Raw genomic sequence first — 17,467 nt, forward strand, 5'->3', positions numbered from 1 at the left:
ATTGCGAGCTGTCCACTCTGCGACGACGCGGTCGGCCCGGCTGCGCGCGGTGTGCCCGAAGCACAGCGCCGACCGAGGGTGCCGGGCTGCGACCTGGAACGGAAGGTGCGGCGGGACGTACTTCTCGGGATCTCCGTGGTCGTGGGCATTCGCCGCTGTGGCGGCGAGGGAGGCGAGGGTGTCCTGCACGTACCGGGTGTCGTGGATCCAGACAGGGTCTCCCGGCAGCACACAGGGGGAGTCCGCTCGTTGCTTCGTCACCTGCTCACTGCCCGCTCACCCTGCCCGTACGGACCACCGGTGAACTACGGGTCGCCGGAATGCGTGCCGCAGACCCGGCCGCGCAGCAGCTCCTCAACCCAGTCCTACAGCCAGGTTCCCAGCGCCCACCGCCAGCACGGGCGGCCCTCGCCAGGGGCATCTGCTCGATGCGTAACCGAGCGGAGGGCCGGCTTCCGGGTGGAGCCGGCCCGGTGTGCGTTCAGATGTGCTTGCGTGGGGTGACGATGGGGAACTTCGGGTCGGGCAGGGTCAGGGTGCCGAAGACGGCGTCCGTCGCCGCCTGGGCCTTGGCGCCCTCCAGGGTGATCTTCTTGTCCTGCACCGCGTTGTTGAAGTTGTCCTTGAAGCCGGGGGACTCGGCCAGTTCGTCGAGCGCCTGGCGGCTCAGCCTGATGGTCGCCGCCGGAGCCTGGACGAAGCGGTCACCGCCTTCGACGAAGACCAGCACACCGTTGCGGAGCGTCGTGGTGCACTTCTGGCCGGTCTCGACGCCGTTCTCGTCGGTGAAGACCCAGTTGAGTGCGATCGGCTCGCGGTACTGCTCGGCGGCCGTCGGCCCGTCCACGCTCCGGGCGAGCGCGGAGAAGTACTGTTCCAAAGTGGTGCTGCGGATCAGGTCAGCGGACGTCTGAGAGGTGATCAGCGGCTGCGGGCCGCCCAGGACCTCCTGCGCGCCGGTGAGGTAGGCATTGCGCCAGGTGCCGTTCTCGCTGCCGTAGCCGAGCTGGGTGAAGACCTTGGACTGGAGTTCCCTGGCCCGCGTGACCTGCGGCTCGGCGAGCGGGCTGCCTGTCTCGGCGGCGGATGCGAAGATCACGTGGTTGAGGAGTTCGGCCGCCCAGCGGAACCCGTCCGGGGTGTCGCGGTCATAGGCGCGCTGGGCCGCATCGACGACGGCTTCCGCGCCGCCCATCGCCTCCACGTAGGCCGCGCCCGCCTGGACCGGCGGCAGCTCCCACAGGTGGGCCGGGTTGCCGTCGTACCAGCCCATGTAACGCTGGTAGACCGCCTTGAAGTTGTGGCTCACCGAGCCGTAGTAACCCCGGTCGTACCAGTGATCGGCCAGGCTCGGCGGGAGGGTCTGGAGCTGTTCGGAGATCTCGGGGCCGGTGTAACCGGCGTTGATCATCCGCAGCGCCTGGTCGTTGAGATAGCCGTACATGTCGCGCTGCTTGTTGAGGAACTCAAGGATCCGCTCATTGCCCGGCCCCTCCTCCCCTCCCTCGTCCCGTACTTCGTTCCACATCGGCCAGTGGTGGGAGGCGAACAGGACGTCGGTCTCCTTGCCGAAGCTCTGGATCGCCTCGGTGAGGTACTTCGACCAGGCGTGCGCGTCCCGCACCTGCGCGCCACGCAGGCTGAGGATGTTGTGCATGGTGTGCGTGGCGTTCTCCGCGATGCACAGCGTCCTGGCGTCCGGGAAGTAGATGTTCATCTCCGCCGGCGCCTCGGTGCCCGGTGTGAGCTGGAAGACCAGTGGGAACCCGAACCCGTCGAACACGTACAGCCCCGGCCGCCACGGGATCACGTACGAGGGCTGCCAGTTCCCCTTCGCAACCGGCTGGTGGGCCGGCCCGCCGATGTAGACGGTCGGCGGGACGAGAGTCACCTCGCCCGTGGAGATCGTCAGGCCCAGCCCCGAACCGACCTGCCCTGCGGGGCCCTTGTCCATCTGTGCCGCATACATGTACTGCGCGCGCCGTGCCATGGCCGGTCCGGCGTAGATGTTCTCGCTGACCGCGTGCTCCAGGAACCCGTCGGGCGCGACGACGGGCACGCCCGGCTCCAGGGGGTCCCCCTGTTCGCTGAAGATGCCGCGGGCGCCGCCGAAGTGGTCGACGTGGCAGTGGGTGTAGATCAGCCCCTTGACCGGCCGCAGTTCCTTGGTGAGTTCCGTCTTGTCGCGGAACAGCTTCAAGGCGGCCTGCGCGGTCTCGTAGGAGGCCAGCGGGTCGATGATGTACAGGCCCGAGTCGTGCTCGATGATCGTCATGTTGGACAGGTCGTAGCCGCGCACCTGGTAGATGCGGTACTGGGAACAGGAGGTGACCTGGAACAGCCCGGCGACGGCGGTCAGCTCGCCCTGCCGGTGCAGGCTGCCGTTGACCGACGGCATCTCCATACGTGTTTCCGGGTTGAGGAAGTCGTAGGCGGTGAAGTCCCAGACCACCTTCTCCGGGTCCTTGCGGGACATGATGACGGGGACGTCGGGCGGGGCGATCTGGAACCTGATGGCGTCGGCGAAGTCCCTGCCGTCCTTCTCATCGGCCGCGTTGGCAGCTTCGGCGGCCTTGCGGTTCCCCGCGGCGACCGCGACCGAAGGTTCGACGGGTTGGAGGTACGTGGAGCTCTCAGGCATGGTGCAACATCCTCCCCATGAGGGCGCGACAGCGTTCGACGGCGGGCGGCACGCTATGTGCGCACGCAATCACAGGCAAGGGTGTGATCGAGCCGTTGGCCGGGGACGCCCGCGGCGGACAGCCGTCGTGCAGAGGAAGCAAGCAGCTCAAACACGCTTTCTTCCGCTCCGCGTTCGCTGCCCTGGCCGCCTCGGTCTCCCGGGCCTACCACGGAAAGAAGACTGCCCGGGCGAGGCGCCGGACTGCGCGCCACCGGCCTGACCGTACGGATCACCGCTCTCTGCCCTCACCGAACGGCGGCGTGGCATTGGATCGGTGTTCTCAAACCCGTCTGGGTCACCACTGTGGAGCGCGTGACATCACACCGCGCCGCCGCGACAGAAACACACGCCCCCGGCGTACTACACGTCGCCGGGGACGAATCATTGTGATGATGCTCTGAGCACTCTTACGGTTACCGCGCGGCATCAACCGCTCGCGGGAGCGAAGACGCAAATGCTTTCGCATGTCGTCGATCCGGTCCCGTGATCCGCGTTGTCCCCCCAGGGAAAAGGAGTGCGACCATGACGTACGAGCGCCCCACCCTCACCAAGGTCGGCGGCTTCCGCAAGGTGACGGGCGTCAAGAACACCGGTCCCAAGGACGTTCTCGGCGGCAAGCAGCTCCTGTGACGCGACCGGTGCGGAGCCGTTGAGCGGTTCCGCACCGTACCCCGGGCCGGGCCGGCCCCGCGCCGGCCCGGTCTGCGGTGGGCCGAGCCGTCCGCCGGCGCCCCGCCCGCTCCCGACGTCGCAGCGACCGGAGGCCGTAGCCGTGGAAGAGTCCCTGTCCTTGTCGGCCCTGCCCGGCTGGTTCGTCGTCCTGCCCGACACCGACGCGGTCGCCACGGTCGCGGCGAAGGCGCTTTCCCACGCGTCGCACAGCCTGCCCCACGCGTCCGGCAGGCCCTGGCTGGTGGGCCGGTGGACAGCGGAGTCGGCCGTCGTGGGAGTGCACGGCACGACCCGCGTCGCCGTGATCGGGGAGCATGGCGTCACCCTCCGGGAAGCCCGGCGCGCCGCCGCGGCGGCAGCCACCACCGGGTCGCTTGCGGCGCTGGACCGGTACAGCACCACGTGGGCGGGCAGCTTCCATCTCGTGGCGAGTTCAGGTGGACGGGTCCGGGTGCAGGGCGGAGTCGTCGACCTGCGGCGGGTGTTCTACGCCGAGGCCACGCCTGCCGCGTCCCACCGGGTCAGCGCCGCGTCCGCCCGGATGAGGGCCGCGTCCGCCCGGGTGAGCGTCGCGTCCGACCGGGCCGACGTGCTGGCCGAGCTGGTCGGTGCGGGGCTGGACGAACGCCGGCTCGCCCTGGAGCTGCTCACCTTGGGCGTACCGCACCCGCTGTCGGGATCACCGCAGTGGCGGGGCGTCCACGCCCTGCGCGGCGGCCACTTCCTGGGTCTGGAGGCCGACGGGCAAGCACGGCCGAGCCGGTGGTGGTCACCGCCCGACCCCGATGTCCCGCTGGCGGAGGGGGCCGGGCGCCTGCGCGAGGTGCTGACCGCCGCCGTCGATGTGCGTACGCGAGGGCGCGACCTGGTGACGACGGACCTGGGCGGTCTGGACTCCACGGCCGTGTGCTGCGCCGCGGCACGCGGGGAGGCGGAGGTCGTCGCGTACACCGCCGCCCTCCATGACGAACTCGGCGACGATGTGCACTGGGCGCGGCAGACCGTCCAGGCCCTGGGATCGGTCGAGCACCACGTCGTACCCGCCCAGGACACGGCCCTGACGTTTGACGGTATCGATACGCTCCAGGACATCCTGGATACGCCCAGCATGCTCACGGTCGACCGGAACCGCCGTATGCACCTCCTTAAGCGGGCAGCGGCCCGGGGGTCCGGACTGCATCTGACCGGGCTGGGAGGCGACGAACTCCTGGCCGGAACGCCTGCCCGGCTGCACGCCCTGATAGCCGCTCACCCCTTGCGCGCTCTGCGGGACGTGCGCGGGTACGCGGCCAAGTACCAGTGGCCCCGGCACAAGGTGCTGGGCCAGCTCCTGGACCGCCGCTCCTACAGGTCCTGGCTCGCCCGCGTCGCCCGTGACCTGACCGGGCCGGCAGCCGCCGCGGACGAGCCGCTGCTCGACTGGTCCGTACCGCCCCGGATGCCGCCCTGGGCCACCTCCGAGGCCGTCGCTGCGGCGCGCGAGCTGCTGCTCACCTGCCTGCCGGACGCCGAGCCGCGGGGCAGGGGCCATGGCGAACACCGCGAACTGGCCGCCATGGACGGCATCTCCCAGTGGACCCGGCACATCGGGCAGATGGCTGCTCCTCTGGGGGTCACCGTGGCGGCCCCGTACTACGACGATCGCGTCATCGAAGCGTGTCTCGCGGTGCGGACACCGGACCGGATCACCCCCTGGCGGTACAAACCGCTGATCGTCGAGGCCACGCGGGGCATCGTGCCCGAAGCCGTCCGCACGCGCGGCACCAAGGCCAACGCCACCTTCGAGGAGGAGACCGGCTGCGGCGTCACCGCGGCCGGCTGCTGGCGCTGTGCGAGGAATCCCGGCTGGGCCGGCTCGGCCTGATCGACGTGGACGCCCTGCGGGAGTGGTGCCGCCGCCCGCTGTCCGCGGAGACGGAGAGCCACCTGCTGCACGCGACCGTGGCCTGTGAGGTGTGGCTGCGCTCCCGCGAGATGACACCGGCACCCGCCCGGCCCCTGACCGAACAGGAGAGGTGACGGCGATGTACGCGCTGAAACCCGGTGTGCTGCTGACCGAGACCGAGTACGGCATGGCGCTGCTCGACCAGAAGAGCGCCGAGTACTGGACCCTCAACCCCACGGCAGCGGTCGTCCTGCAGACCCTGCTGGACGGCCGCGGCATCGACCAGGCCGTGGAGGCACTGACCCGGGACTACGAGGGCGTCGAGACCGACCTGGCCACCCAAGACGTCATCCGCATCATCGACGACCTGCGCTCCGCGGGCCTGCTCGCACCGTAGCCGCCGTACCGGGCACGCGCCCCGGCCCCGGGAAGAGGTACGCGATGTCGACACCGGAAACACTCCCCTACCGCCCCCGCTCCATCCCCTTGGCCCGCCGCCTCACGGCCCGGATGGCGGTGGGCTGCGCCCACGTACTGGCCACGCTGCCACCCGGCCGTATCCGCGTCGTCCTGCGCCTGCTGCGGTACGGGGCGAAGCCCGCCACGCTCGCCGAGGCCGCCCGCGCCCGGCAGACGGTGCTCGCCGTGAGCCTGGCGGCCGGAGGGAGCAAGGGATGCCTGCCCCGGTCCCTGGCCACCGTGCTGCTGTGCCGCCTCCACGGGCAGTGGCCCGCCTGGTGCGTAGGGGTCCGCGCCCGTCCGCCGTTCGCCGCACACGCCTGGGTGGAAGCCGAGGGGGAACTCGTCGGTGAGAACGTACCGGCCTCGTACTTCCAGCGCTTCTTCGCCGTGGAGTGAGGCCGTGACCTCGGCGCCCCCGACCGCAACCCGCCCTGCCGGCGGCCCGGCGCACCCGCCGGAACAGCCGGCCTCCCCCGCCGGCCCCGCCCCTGCGTGGTTCGGCCTGCGGGCCCTGGCCGGCCATTTGCGACCGCAACGCGTACGCATGCTCGCCGGTGTCGCACTCGGCCTGCTCGGCAGTCTCCTGGGGCTGGCCCAGCCGATGGCGGCCAAGCAGGTGATGGACCTCATCGGCCACGGGCAGCCGAGCACCGGCCCCCTGGTCATCCTCAGTACGCTGGTGGTGGCCGGCGGACTGCTCGCGGGTCTTGGCCACTACGTGCTCGACTGCTCCGCCGAGTCCGTCGTCTGCACCGTCCGGCGCAGGCTGACCCACCTCCTTCCACGCCTGCGCGTGCCGGTGATCGAACACAGCGAGCCGGGCGACCTGATCGCCCGCGTCACCTCCGACACCGCACTGCTGCGGCGCACCGCACCGCAGGCCCTGTCGGCCGCGGTCACCGGCACCGTGATCACTGTGGCAACCGTCGTGATGATGGGGCTGTTGGACGCCGTCCTGCTCGGCGTCACCCTCATCGTGATCGCGTTCGTCGGCCTCGTCGTCATGGTGGTGACCCCGCACATCGGCCGAGCCACCCGGCACACGCAGGAAGCCGTCGGCCGTATGGGAGCCGGGCTCGAACGGACGCTGGGTGCCCTGCGCACCGTCAAGGCGGCGGGCGCCGAACAGCGGGAGACCGCGGCGCTGCACCGTGCGGCCGAGTACGCCCGCCGCACGGGTGTCCGCGCCGCCGCGTGGGAGGCGGTCTCCGCGACCCTGTCGGCCGTCGTCCTCCAGGTCTGCTTCCTGGTCGTACTCGGAGTAGGCGGCGCGCGCGTGACTTCCGGTTCCATCGGCGTCTCCACGCTCGTCGCCTTCCTCCTCTACCTCTTCGCACTGGCCCCCAGGATCGGTCAACTGGTGGAAGGCGTCGGGCAGTTGCAGATCGGGGCAGCCGCGGCCGGGCGTATACGGGAAGCCGAGGCGCTGGAGGCCGAGGAAGTGGAGGGCGAGGAGGGGCAGGGTGAGGAGGGGCAGGGTGAGGAGGTGGAGATCGCGGAAGGACGCAGCGACGAGGCGGGCGCGGCTCCACCGGGGCCTCCCGGCTCCCACGAACGGCACCGGCACCCCGCCACCGTGACCTTCCAGCGGGTGCACTTCACCTACCGGCCAGGTCACCCCCGGTCCACCGCCACATCTCCTTCGCCGTACCCGCCGGGGGCACGACCGCGATCGTCGGACCGTCCGGCGCGGGCAAGTCCACCGTCTTCGCCCTCATCGAGCGTTTCTACGAGCCGGACACCGGCCGCGTACTGCTCGACGGCAGGGACGTACGCCGCTGGCCGCTCGCCGAGCTCCGTGCCGCCATCGGCTACGTCGAACAGGACCCGGCCGTCCTCGCCGGAACCCTGCGCGACAACCTGACGCTGGGCGCGGCCGACGCCACCGACGAGCAGATCGCCCAGGCCCTGTGCCTGGCCCGGCTCGACACCGTGACGGACCGCCTGCCGTACGGTCTGGACACCCAGGTCGGCCACCGCGGCAGCCGGCTCTCCGGCGGCGAACGGCAGCGCGTGGCGATCGCCCGGGCCCTGCTCCGCCGGCCCCGGCTGCTCCTCCTGGACGAGGCCACCTCTCAGCTCGACGCGGCCAACGAGGCCGCTCTGCGCGAGACCATCACCGACACCGCACGCCGCACCACCGTCCTGGTCATCGCCCACCGCCTGTCCACCGTGACCACCGCCGACCGCATCCTGGTCATGGAAGCGGGCCGGATACGGGCACGGGGAACCCACGCCGAACTGATGGCACACGACTCCCTGTACGCCGAACTGGCAAGCACCCAACTGATCGGCTACCGCCCGGGCCACGGTCCTTCAGCCCCGATTCCGGGAGCCTGAGCAGCGCGCCGTACAGTCACCTGATGTGTCGTCCCGCGGCGGATGGGCTCGTCCCCTCTCTGCCCCACCGTGCCCAGGATGCGCAGGCGTGTGGCCGGTCGGCTTCAATGCGTTGCGGGTCTGGCGCCGCCGACGCCCGGTTCATGAAGAACCTGTCGACGGCACGTACGTACTCGCAGGTTCTGCTCAGCCTGACGCGACCATGCCACTCGGCGTCATCCCCGGTCCGGCTCGTGGCAGAATGCCCGCATGATACTGATCCGAAAGGGCGATGCCGCGTAGGCGCCCGAAGGCCGTCCGTACTGAGCGATGGCGGCCCCGTAAGCATGTGATGGTGCGCCGAATCCGCGGTGTCTCCGCCCGGACCCGGGCGGCCGTTCGTCGCGTGGAGGACGAGCGGCTGAGTCGTCCGGATCTTGTTGCCGATGCGTTGTCCCGTTTCGAGCGGGCGTTCGGGCAGCCAGGGCGGTTTTTGAACGCGCCGGAGGTCTGGCAGCCCGGATTGGAGATCGAGGACGCCCGCGATGACCTGGAGGAGGTCATGCGGCATCTCCCGCGCGGCGCCCGGATCGACCTCGGCCGACTGATCACCCGGATCGATGCCGAGTTCGAGCGCCGCACTCTGCCAGATCCCGGCCGGCAGCCGGAGTGTACTGCGGGCTGTTGGTGGTGGTGGAGGATTCGGGAGCGTTGAGCACGTGAGTACGGTCGATGCCGGTTCCGGCTAAGATCGTGAGTTATGCCCAGTTCAGAGAAGTCAGCCGCATTCGGTAGGGCAGATAAGCAGGCTGCCGATGTGACTGGTGAGCCTCTGCGCGTGTCTCTGGCTGAACTGCGCAGATCGGTCGATCTGTTGCTGCGGCACGTCGAAGTTGCAGCAGCAGGCGATGCCGTCGTCCTGGAACGGGACTATTTCTGGTCTGTTCCAGCCGATGAGTCGTACGACGTTTCCAAGGAGCCGAGCGATCTGACGATCGGACAGGTTTCTGAATCCTGGCAGCATGTGAAGGACCTGCTCGCCGATCAGGATCGTGCCGTGGGTCACCACCTGGTGTGGCTGGCAGATGTCCTGCGGGCGATCGGGCAGGACATGTCCGCATGACCGCATGTCCGAGCGCCTCGCGTGGTGGGCCGTCGCGCTGGTCAGGATGTCGCTGACGGCTCGCGGTGGATCCCGGCCGGTGAGCCGGCCGAGGCCGGACCGGCTGTTGTCACGGCCGGGATTCGGGCGGGGTGATCTCCACCAGTCGCGGGGTGGAGAAGCACCAGCGCAGCCAGAGCACGGATTCGAGGTCCCAGTAGGGGGCCGCGGCCAGGCCGCCCGCCACCGGGATGCGGAAGCCCTGGGCCGCGACGATGGCGCGCAGGGTCATGTGCACCCCGGCGAAGTCCCGGGCGGCCTGTGCCCAGTCGGGGTAGACGTCATCGCCACGGACCAGCGGATAGCGTACGACGAAGGCCGCCCAGTCGCTTGCGCCGCCGATGTCGAGGACGTCGGCGGCGGGGTCGGTGACCGGCAGCTCCCAGGTCTGCCAGGGCCGGGGATGGAGACTCGTTCCCCGTTCGAGATACATCCGCCACATGCCCGGTCCGTCACGTCGCGCCGTGGACGTATAGAGCCCCTGGTGGAAGGGCTTCGTACTGGGGGGACCTGGATCCGCGCCGGGCGCGGTGAACCGCTCCCGGTCCAGGGCGGGCCGCCGGTGTGGCACCAGCTCGTGCGGGCTGGTGCCGATCCAGTGCTGTCGCATCCGGTCGAGCGGTCCCCGTACGAGACACCGGTGGTCCCGGGCAAGCCGGCCCAGCAGCAGGCAACCGTCGGCCATCTCGTCCGCCTCCTCCACCTCGGAGGGGGCAAGGATGGCCGGACCGCCCGCCAGGGCCGTCACTTCGGGCTCGGTCCACCCCGTCATGACAGAGGTGAAGTGACGCAACCCGGCGTCCGTACCGGTGGTCGGGTCCGCCGCTGCGTCGAGCTGTGCCAGTCGTCGGCGCAGGATCCTGGCAGGGGTGGGGCGCACACCGTGATCCTTCCCCGGTGGCGCCCCCGCGCAACACGGTGTCGCCGTTCCGGCGGCCGAGGTCAGCAGGCGAGGCCGACCTCTTGGCCGAAGCCGTTGCCCGAGCTGACCGGCGGCCGGTAGCCGGGCGGGAAGACGACCTTGAAGTACATCCAGCCCCGGTAGTTGCCGGGGCTGCACCTCACGGCCGCGTTGTTCTGGGCGCTGCGCGTGGCCCGCTGCGTCCTGAGCTCCGACTGGTTGACGAGATGGCCGTTCCTGTACAGGGCCGCGCGGGTGGTGATCTCCGGCACCGGTGCCGTGCACATGACCGTCACGACGACGTTGACGGTGCCGGGCACGTGGGTGGAGTTGTGCGGGCGCTGTACTTGTCCCTCGCATCGGATCACCGCGGACGGGTCGGCGTCCGCACCGGGCCTGCCGGCGTCCACGCTGCCGCTGTGGGCACCGGCTCCATCCGGTACGGCGGCCGAAGCGGACGGATCTCCGGTCGCTTCCCCCGCCGCGGCGGGGCAGGTGCCGCCGACGAACGCCAGGGCTGCCATCGATACGGCGGCGACCGCCGTCCTCCATGTACGCATATCCGCTCCTCCCTGTGCGTCTTTTGGCGCGTGGCAGGGGCTGTGCCGGTACGGATGGCGGCCGGTGCCGCGTTCACGCGGGTTCGGAAGCCGCGTGAGGCGGGCGGCTTCTCTCGCTGCTCCGCGTTACGTGCGGAGACCACGCACAGGCCAGATCCCCCGTGCGAGCATCCCCGGCGGTGGCATGGGCATGCGGCCCTGCTGCTATCGAGCGACACAGTGGACATCTGTCCGGCATCGAATCGCAGCACCCCACAGGACGGGATGCCGGCCTTTACGCCACATGGACTCACATGGACCGAAGTGTCGCCCCGCCGGCCCTGCTCCCCCGGCGCCGCACCGAGTCGGGCTTCCAGGCGCCTGGGCGGCTCGGCTCCGGCCAGGCCGCTGCCGCCCCACGTGCTCGCCGAGGAAAAGGATGAGGACGACGACGGTGGTGGTCACGCGGGCCGGATGTGTCGCGTCCGGCATGGGTGTGGTTGTTCCCGCAGCGGTGATCGGGCCGGGGCTGAGCACCTTGACACCCCTGGACGCGGCCGGTCTCATGGACGGGTGCCCGACGACGTGCGCAGCGACGACTCCCAAGGCCCGCCGGTTCCCTCGTGGTTCTCGCTCGACGCCGCGCGCCAGGTTCTGGACGCCTCGCCGTTCGCCGCCTGGTGGGGGGTGGGCCTCACCGAGGTGCGGCCGGGCCGGGCGACGTTGCTGCTGCCCTGGCGGGAGCATTTCCTGCGGCCCGGCGGGGTGATGCAGGGCGCGTGCTGCATGATGCTCGGCGATGTGGCGACATGGATCGCGATGATGGCGCAGGTCGAGCAGTGGGAGCGGGCCGTCACGCTGGAGATGAAGACGAACTTCCTGGGCGCTGCGCGCTGCGACCTGTGGTGCGAGGGCTGGGTGGTCAAGGCGGGCCGCCGCTCGGTGTTCTGCCAGGCGGCCACCCGCGATGCCGAGGGGCGGCAGGTGGCGCACCATACGGTGACCTACCTGCTGCCGTGACGCCACGGTGACCAGAAGGAGCGCAGCCGTCCGACGGCGCGCAGCCGCTCCTCGGCCAGGAGGACCGCGGCGCGTTCGGTGCTGACGCCGTCGTCCGCGGCCCGTGCGAAGATCTGCGTCAGGCGCTCGGGGATGGTCTCGGCACACGCCCGCGCCCGTTCCTCCACAGGGCCGCCCTCATGGAGTTCGTCGACGACCTGGATGAGGCCGCCCGCGTTGACGACGAAGTCGGGCGCGTACAGGATGCCGCGTTCGGCGAGACGTCCGGCGATGTCCTCGGTGGCGAGCTGGTTGTTGGCGGCCCCGGCGATGACGCGGCAGCGCAGCTCGGGGAGGGTGGCCTCGTTGAGGACGCCGCCGACGGAGTTGGGGCTCAGAACGTCGGCTTCGAGCCCGTACAGCTTCTCGGGCGGGGTGATGACCGCGCCGTAGGCGGTGGCGGCTGCCTCGGCCGCGGCGGTGTCGATGTCGGCGACGTACAACTGCGCACCCTGCTCGTACAGCCGTCCGGCGAGCCGCAGGCCGACTTTGCCGACGCCGTCGATGGCGATACGGCACCCGTCGAGCCGGTCGTCGCCGAACTGCCACCGCAGAGACGCCTTGATGCCCAGGTACACGCCGTAGGCGGTCAGCCGGGCGGAGTCGCCCGAGCCGCCCTCGACGGGCTCGGTGCCGCGCGCCCAGCGGGTCTCGCGGCCGACGACGGCGAGGTCCGCGGGGGTGGTACCCATGTCGCAAGCGGCGATGTAGCGGCCTCCGAGGCTCTCGACGGCCTGGCCGTAGCCGCGCAGCACCGCTTCGGTCTTCATACGGGAGGGGTCGCCGATGACGATGCCTTTGCCGCCGCCGATGTCCAGACCCGCGCACGCCGCCTTGTAGGTCATGGCGCGCGAGAGCCGCAGCGCGTCGGCGAGGGCGGCCTCCTCGGTGGCGTACGGTACGAAGCGCGTGCCGCCGAGGGAGGGGCCGAGCGCTGTCGAGTGGATGGCGATGACGCAGCGCAGGCCGCTGGCCTGGTCCGCGGTGAACAGCACCTGCTCGTGTCCTGCGAAACGGTCGAACACTCCCATGCGGACCTCCCACCGGTCTGCGGCCTCCTCGTCCGGGCCGGACCGCGTGCGCCGCTGCCGCTGCCCGGCGCGAGCCGCTCCGCCCGCCGCGGCGGCAGGGCCGGCCGGAGCGGCGGACGGAGCGGCGCCTGACGTCCGACGCGCGTGTCACCCGTGCACGCGGTCGACTCCCGACTTCAGCAGCGCCGCGTCGATGACGTCCCACAGCGCCGAGAGGGACTCCAGGAAGTCCGTCATGCCCTTCTCCAGCTCCGGGGCGGTCTGCCGGTCGATGACCGAGCCGACGGCCTCGATGACATTGCGCTCGTGGAGCTGTTCCGCCCCGCACTCGCCCCAGTGCTCGGCGAGGTAGTGCATTTCGGGTTCTTCCATGGTGACGCCGTAGTGGCCGCTGTCGACCAGAGCGCGCTTCTCCCCGGGGATGATGGACTGATTGGAGATGATCTCCAGTGCGAGAGAGGTGCCGAGGTTACGGATCGTGGTGGTGCGCTCCGACTCGGTACGGCGCTCGAAAACGGAAATGGCGGCTGCCGCCTGGGCGGTGAGGCCCTTTACCGGATCGTAGCCGGGCAGCGCGCCGAGAATCCGGTCGGAGTGCTCCTTCAGCCCCGGCTCGACGGTGTTCCGGTCGAACACATCCGAGAAATAGGGTTCACCCGCGATACGGTTGACGATGTGTCCGGCCATGGTGGCGAGTTCCGCACCGTGCCCGGACTCGCTCTCCACGATCTCCTGGATGAGATCGGCCTGCTGGTTCCAGCCCATCTCGCGGAGCGCGGGCGGGAAGGCGAGCCCCGGGCGGGTGGACGCGCAGAATTTCTGGACCTGGTGGAAAAGTGCCGCGGTGGTCTCCACCGGGGGCGTGGTCTCGGCCCAGTGGTCGTACATCGGATGGGCGTAGAGACGATGGGATTTGACGCAGTCGACCATGCTGTCGACCGAGATCATTGCGGTACCTCCTGCTGAGAATGCGTCAGTGGTAACGACGTAGCGACGGGTCGTCCGGAGGCATGTCGTATCCGAGGCTCTCGATATGACCGCGTATCTGCTGCTGGTAGAGCTCGCGCAGCTCTCCGTTGGTGTGCCGGCGCAGTCCCCAGTGGACCGCGCGCGCGGCGCGCTTGGAGTCCGAGCGGCCGAACATGTCCAGAGCCATGGGATAGAAGCGGTTCAGCGCCTCCTGGGCCCGTGCGCGCGTCTCGGGGTCGTCGTGGGCGCGGCGCATGAGGAGCTTTCCGTGGCCGAAGTGTCCGGCCTCCTCCTTGAGGATGGCGGCTGCCTCGGGCACCAGCGGCTCGTACGTGCTGTGCGCCATCTCGTTGATCTGGCAGTGGCCTTCCAGCTCGCACAGGAAGCTGAAGGCGGCGCGTTCCTCCCAGGTGGTGAAGGGGGTGGTCATGGATTCGGCCGGGAAGTACCTGCGCTCCTTCTTCTGCTGGCCGACCATGTAGCCGATGTCGATGTCGAGCTGTTTGAGGAGTTTGGCGAAGCGACGGTAGTGGTCGATCTCCTCCATCGCGAATTTCAGGCATTTGGTGCGCTCGTCCGCGTCGGGAGCGAGCGGATAGAAGGAGTCGACGTAGGTGTCACCCGCGCTGAGTTCTCCCTCACCGTTCGCGAGCATCTGATGGACGAGGATGTCGCGGTATTCGTCGGGCATTTTCGCCAGGTCGTCCCTGTCGATTTTGTCGCTGAACGTCCCTGCCATGGAGCCCTCCTGCGCACACAGGCATCCGCACTCAGGCGAAAGGGGGGCCGATCGGCGTCGGTCGGCGATCGGCGTCGGTCGATCGGGATCGGTCGACCGCATCATTCGACGAGAATCGGTCGACCGGAATCGGAGGATGGGAATCGGTGGATCGGAATCGGTCAGACGCCATCCTAGGAGGATCACCTGTGGGTGACATTGTCCGAACGGATACTGTTCGCCAGGCGCGTTGACCTCGGGGACCGCTCGCGTGGTACCGCAGCACCGTTCCTGCGGCCCGGTCAGCCGCGGGCGGTGTGCAGTACGTCCAGACGGTGGCGGGAGGCGAAGAGCGCGGCACGTACCCGGCTCGGCTCGTCGATCTTCTGCAGCGCACCCGCCAGGTGCTTCTTCACGGTGGTCACGGCCAGATGGAGCTCGGCGGCCATCTCGCTGTTGGTCAGGCCCCGGCCCAGCAGGGCCAGGACGGCGATCTCGCGCTCGGTCAGCGAGGCCACGGACGACGGCCAGCTCACCGGGTCGTCGGCGCAGCAGGACAGCGGGCCCTCCAGCAGGGCCCGCAGCTCTTCGCCCGGCAGACAGACCACGCCGCCCTCCGACACCAGCATGACGGCGTTGACCAGCGCCTGCCGGGCGGCGTCCTGGGCGACGCAGCCGCTGCCGCCGGCCGCGAGCGCCTCGGCGAAGCCGACGCTGTTCTCCGGGGCCTTGACGATGACGACCGCGCTGTCCGGCGCACACCCCGGACAGCGCAGCCGCTTGGTCAGCAGCGCGAGCTGGGTACGGTTCAGCGCGCGCAGGTTGAGCAGCACGACGTCGGGTTTGAGCCGTCCGGCCGTATCGAGCACCTCGTCCGGGCCGTCCGCCTCGCCGATCACCGAGAGCCCGGGCGACTCCGACAGCAGCACCCGGAAGCCGGCTCGTGTGACGGCTTGGTCGTCGGCCAGGAGCAGACGCACGGTCATAGCGCCCCCCGTTGGATCCGGCCGGCCTCTGGGATCGCCACTGCCGGCGGATGCGCCCAGCCTAGGACGGCTGCCAGGCGGCGAACCAGTCGTCCGGTGCCACCTGATGCGGAATCGGCCGACCCGTGCCCCGGCCGTCACGGTCGGGGCCTGGCTCGTACCGAAACCGGACGGCCGCCACGGTACGTATCGGTATGCGCCCTCCCACCGCCCCCGTCCCGATACCGGCCCGACTCACGGCCCCCGCTCCTGGCCCGATCCTGGCCCGACTCACGGCCGGATGACGGGTGCGGTGGCGGCAGACGGCCAAGGCGCCCGCCCGGCCGCCGGTGCGGTGACGAATTCCACGGCCGCCACCTGCTCCCGCGAACGGCGGTCCAGCAAGACCACCGATGCCGCCTCCCGTACGAGGTCAGGGAGGGGAGCCGTCGGCGCGGCAGGCCGTTCCGTCAGCCTGGTGGCGGGGGGTGATGTGATAACGGCCGTGCCACCGGCGCGCGGTGCGGGTGGGGGTGCCGCGTCCGGTCCGGACAGTGCCCGCAGCAGGCGGTCCAGGCCCTTGCGATGGCGGGCAAAGGCGCGGCGCGGCGCCCACCGGCCTCGGGCGTCCTGGCCGGACAATGCCTCGGCCACCCCTACGTCCAGCACGATCAGATGCAGTTCACGTCCTTGGCGTCCGGTATGTCCGGACAGCCATCGGCGCATCCACGGTCGGCCACCGCAGTCGTGGACCAGCAAAGGCCCGCCACTGCGTACCTCCGTGCGCAGCCAACGGAAGTACCGCCACCGCGCCCAGGGCCGGTACACCGCGTACGGCAACCAGCCCGGCATCACCGCCTCACAGGCGACATGCGCCACTCGTGGATCGATGACGGGTGCGGCCTCGGACGTACGCCGCAGCAGGGTGCTCTTACCACTGCCGGGCAATCCGGACACCACCACGACCGCGTCCACTGGATACGTCAGTACAGCGGGAACGCCCCCCTTTTCCACACCCCGCAGATCCACCACACCACGCGGCCGGAAGACCGGCCCCCGGTCCGCGATGACGGGCTTCCCCGTTTCCGTCACACCCGCCGATATCGAATTGCTCACTACCTGACCTTTGTCGGACCTGACTGCCCGCTCACGGCAGCCACGGGCGACGGATTTTTCTGCCAAGGCCCGCCCAGGAGCCCTCTGGGCGCAGAGGCACAGCCTGACCTTCGCCTCCCCGTTCACCTGCGCGGATACGCCTGCTTCAGAGAGCGAACAAAGACTCTAACGCCTCGCGGCTCCACGGGTGCCGCTCGCCTCCTGTGCCGTACGGGTTCGGCGCGGACGGAGTGAGCCGTGCTGAGCCGCGCCGCGCCGAGCCGAGCCGTCAGCGGCTTCAACGCCGTGAGGTGCCGAACAGGAGGCGATAGATGACGAGCAGCACCAGGGCACCCGCGATGGCGGCGACCCACGTGGCACCGTCGAAGAACTCGTGGGCGATCGGACGGTGCAGGAACTTCGCCGACAGCCAGCCGCCCACGAAGGCTCCGGCGATACCGATGAGTGTCGTACCGATCAGCCCACCGGGGTCGCGACCGGGAAGCAGGAACTTGGCTATCGCGCCGGCCAGCAGCCCGAGCACGATCCAACTGATGATGCCCACGGAAGGTCCTTCCATCCTGTGTGATTCGTCCAGACGCCAGCCGCTGACGCCGAGGCCGGAGGCGATGCCGGCCAGACCGGAGTGACGACTTCGCCGACCTGTGCCGGGACTCCCGCACGGTTCACCGCCACCGACTCGTCATTACCTTCGCCGCACCGGTGAGTGCGTAACCGTACGCAAAATCTACAGCACTGTAGAAGCTGCGGCCTGGGATCCACCGGCCATCGACTCGAAGTCGTACGTCGGCTTGCCCCACCAGCCGTTGTACGGGAGAAGTACGCGCCGCCGGCGACGTGGCCGGGCAGCACGGCCAGCACCACCGCAAGTACGGCGAACAGCCGGTCACGGAGCCGAGGTGGGATGATGTGCGGTCCGTTCATGCCTCCGGTCAAGGGGCGTGATGCTGCCAGGCCGTATCCGATTTTCGATATGCCGACGATAT

Annotated in this window: 15 protein-coding genes and 2 pseudogenes; 8 read left to right on the forward strand and 9 right to left on the reverse strand. The window is 70.0% G+C overall.

What is annotated here, in order from left to right; all coding sequences use genetic code 11:
- Positions 1 to 481: 481 nt before the first annotated feature.
- A complete protein-coding gene (locus tag KGS77_RS00200) occupies positions 482 to 2,641 on the reverse strand; it encodes an alkyl sulfatase dimerization domain-containing protein (RefSeq protein WP_242577868.1) in 2,160 nt (719 codons plus the stop codon).
- A 564-nt stretch (positions 2,642 to 3,205) separates the two neighbouring features.
- On the opposite strand from KGS77_RS00200, the gene KGS77_RS00205 reads away from it, so the two are divergent.
- The 7 genes and pseudogenes from KGS77_RS00205 (at position 3,206) to KGS77_RS00235 (ending at position 9,144) form a co-directional block, all read left to right on the forward strand.
- Positions 3,206 to 3,313: a keywimysin-related RiPP gene (locus tag KGS77_RS00205; RefSeq protein ID WP_242577869.1), complete on the forward strand. Its 108-nt coding sequence runs from the start codon at positions 3,206 to 3,208 to the stop codon at positions 3,311 to 3,313.
- A gap of 142 nt (positions 3,314 to 3,455) precedes the next feature.
- A pseudogene (locus tag KGS77_RS00210) lies at positions 3,456 to 5,374 on the forward strand (lasso peptide isopeptide bond-forming cyclase).
- A gap of 5 nt (positions 5,375 to 5,379) precedes the next feature.
- On the forward strand, positions 5,380 to 5,637 hold the full coding sequence (locus KGS77_RS00215) for a lasso peptide biosynthesis PqqD family chaperone (protein ID WP_242577872.1): 258 nt from the start codon (positions 5,380 to 5,382) through the stop codon (positions 5,635 to 5,637).
- A 44-nt stretch (positions 5,638 to 5,681) separates the two neighbouring features.
- The gene (locus KGS77_RS00220; protein ID WP_242577880.1) at positions 5,682 to 6,098 is read left to right on the forward strand and encodes a lasso peptide biosynthesis B2 protein; all 417 of its coding nucleotides are present in this window, start codon (positions 5,682 to 5,684) and stop codon (positions 6,096 to 6,098) included.
- Positions 6,099 to 6,102: 4 nt separating this feature from the next.
- Positions 6,103 to 8,042 (forward strand): annotated as a pseudogene (locus KGS77_RS00225) (ABC transporter ATP-binding protein).
- Between the two features lie 385 nt (positions 8,043 to 8,427).
- Positions 8,428 to 8,736, forward strand: a complete 309-nt coding sequence (locus tag KGS77_RS00230) for a hypothetical protein (RefSeq protein ID WP_242577882.1) — start codon at positions 8,428 to 8,430, stop codon at positions 8,734 to 8,736.
- A gap of 123 nt (positions 8,737 to 8,859) precedes the next feature.
- Complete coding sequence (locus KGS77_RS00235) at positions 8,860 to 9,144, forward strand: hypothetical protein (RefSeq protein ID WP_242577884.1); 285 nt, start codon at positions 8,860 to 8,862, stop codon at positions 9,142 to 9,144.
- A gap of 109 nt (positions 9,145 to 9,253) precedes the next feature.
- Here KGS77_RS00235 and KGS77_RS00240 read toward each other — a convergent pair whose 3' ends face one another.
- Positions 9,254 to 10,063, reverse strand: a complete 810-nt coding sequence (locus tag KGS77_RS00240) for a hypothetical protein (protein WP_242577886.1) — start codon at positions 10,061 to 10,063, stop codon at positions 9,254 to 9,256.
- Positions 10,064 to 10,125: 62 nt separating this feature from the next.
- Complete coding sequence (locus KGS77_RS00245) at positions 10,126 to 10,644, reverse strand: hypothetical protein (protein ID WP_242577888.1); 519 nt, start codon at positions 10,642 to 10,644, stop codon at positions 10,126 to 10,128.
- 552 nt (positions 10,645 to 11,196) lie between these two features.
- Between KGS77_RS00245 and KGS77_RS00250 the strand changes: the two genes are divergently transcribed.
- Positions 11,197 to 11,643: a PaaI family thioesterase gene (locus tag KGS77_RS00250; RefSeq protein WP_242577890.1), complete on the forward strand. Its 447-nt coding sequence runs from the start codon at positions 11,197 to 11,199 to the stop codon at positions 11,641 to 11,643.
- Here the strand turns inward: KGS77_RS00250 and KGS77_RS00255 are convergent.
- From KGS77_RS00255 to KGS77_RS00280, 6 genes are all read right to left on the reverse strand, one after another.
- Positions 11,628 to 12,713, reverse strand: a complete 1,086-nt coding sequence (locus KGS77_RS00255; protein ID WP_242577892.1) for a Glu/Leu/Phe/Val dehydrogenase dimerization domain-containing protein — start codon at positions 12,711 to 12,713, stop codon at positions 11,628 to 11,630. The two genes, KGS77_RS00250 and KGS77_RS00255, sit on opposite strands and share 16 nt — an antisense overlap.
- 147 nt (positions 12,714 to 12,860) lie before the next feature.
- The gene (locus KGS77_RS00260; protein ID WP_242577894.1) at positions 12,861 to 13,661 is read right to left on the reverse strand and encodes a hypothetical protein; all 801 of its coding nucleotides are present in this window, start codon (positions 13,659 to 13,661) and stop codon (positions 12,861 to 12,863) included.
- Positions 13,662 to 13,686: 25 nt separating this feature from the next.
- A complete protein-coding gene (locus tag KGS77_RS00265) occupies positions 13,687 to 14,421 on the reverse strand; it encodes a Phenylacetic acid catabolic protein (RefSeq protein WP_242577895.1) in 735 nt (244 codons plus the stop codon).
- Positions 14,422 to 14,702: 281 nt separating this feature from the next.
- Entirely contained in the window at positions 14,703 to 15,386 is a 684-nt protein-coding gene (locus tag KGS77_RS00270; RefSeq protein WP_242577897.1) for a response regulator transcription factor, read from the reverse strand.
- Positions 15,387 to 15,656: 270 nt separating this feature from the next.
- Entirely contained in the window at positions 15,657 to 16,481 is an 825-nt protein-coding gene (locus KGS77_RS00275; protein ID WP_242577898.1) for a TGBp1 family protein, read from the reverse strand.
- A gap of 277 nt (positions 16,482 to 16,758) precedes the next feature.
- Entirely contained in the window at positions 16,759 to 17,025 is a 267-nt protein-coding gene (locus KGS77_RS00280; RefSeq protein WP_242577900.1) for a GlsB/YeaQ/YmgE family stress response membrane protein, read from the reverse strand.
- Positions 17,026 to 17,467 lie beyond the last annotated feature (442 nt).

It is taken from the genome of Streptomyces sp. MST-110588, from assembly GCF_022695595.1.
GTDB lineage: Bacteria > Actinomycetota > Actinomycetes > Streptomycetales > Streptomycetaceae > Streptomyces.

Excerpts from the sequence above, each read along its gene's own strand:
- KGS77_RS00200 (WP_242577868.1), bottom strand. The coding sequence starts at position 2,641 with ATGCCTGAGAGCTCCACGTACCTCCAACCCGTCGAACCTTCGGTCGCG.
- KGS77_RS00205 (WP_242577869.1), top strand. The coding sequence starts at position 3,206 with ATGACGTACGAGCGCCCCACCCTCACCAAGGTCGGCGGCTTCCGCAAG.
- KGS77_RS00215 (WP_242577872.1), top strand. The coding sequence starts at position 5,380 with ATGTACGCGCTGAAACCCGGTGTGCTGCTGACCGAGACCGAGTACGGC.
- KGS77_RS00220 (WP_242577880.1), top strand. The coding sequence starts at position 5,682 with ATGTCGACACCGGAAACACTCCCCTACCGCCCCCGCTCCATCCCCTTG.
- KGS77_RS00245 (WP_242577888.1), bottom strand. The coding sequence starts at position 10,644 with ATGCGTACATGGAGGACGGCGGTCGCCGCCGTATCGATGGCAGCCCTG.
- KGS77_RS00255 (WP_242577892.1), bottom strand. The coding sequence starts at position 12,713 with ATGGGAGTGTTCGACCGTTTCGCAGGACACGAGCAGGTGCTGTTCACC.
- KGS77_RS00260 (WP_242577894.1), bottom strand. The coding sequence starts at position 13,661 with ATGATCTCGGTCGACAGCATGGTCGACTGCGTCAAATCCCATCGTCTC.
- KGS77_RS00265 (WP_242577895.1), bottom strand. The coding sequence starts at position 14,421 with ATGGCAGGGACGTTCAGCGACAAAATCGACAGGGACGACCTGGCGAAA.
- KGS77_RS00270 (WP_242577897.1), bottom strand. The coding sequence starts at position 15,386 with ATGACCGTGCGTCTGCTCCTGGCCGACGACCAAGCCGTCACACGAGCC.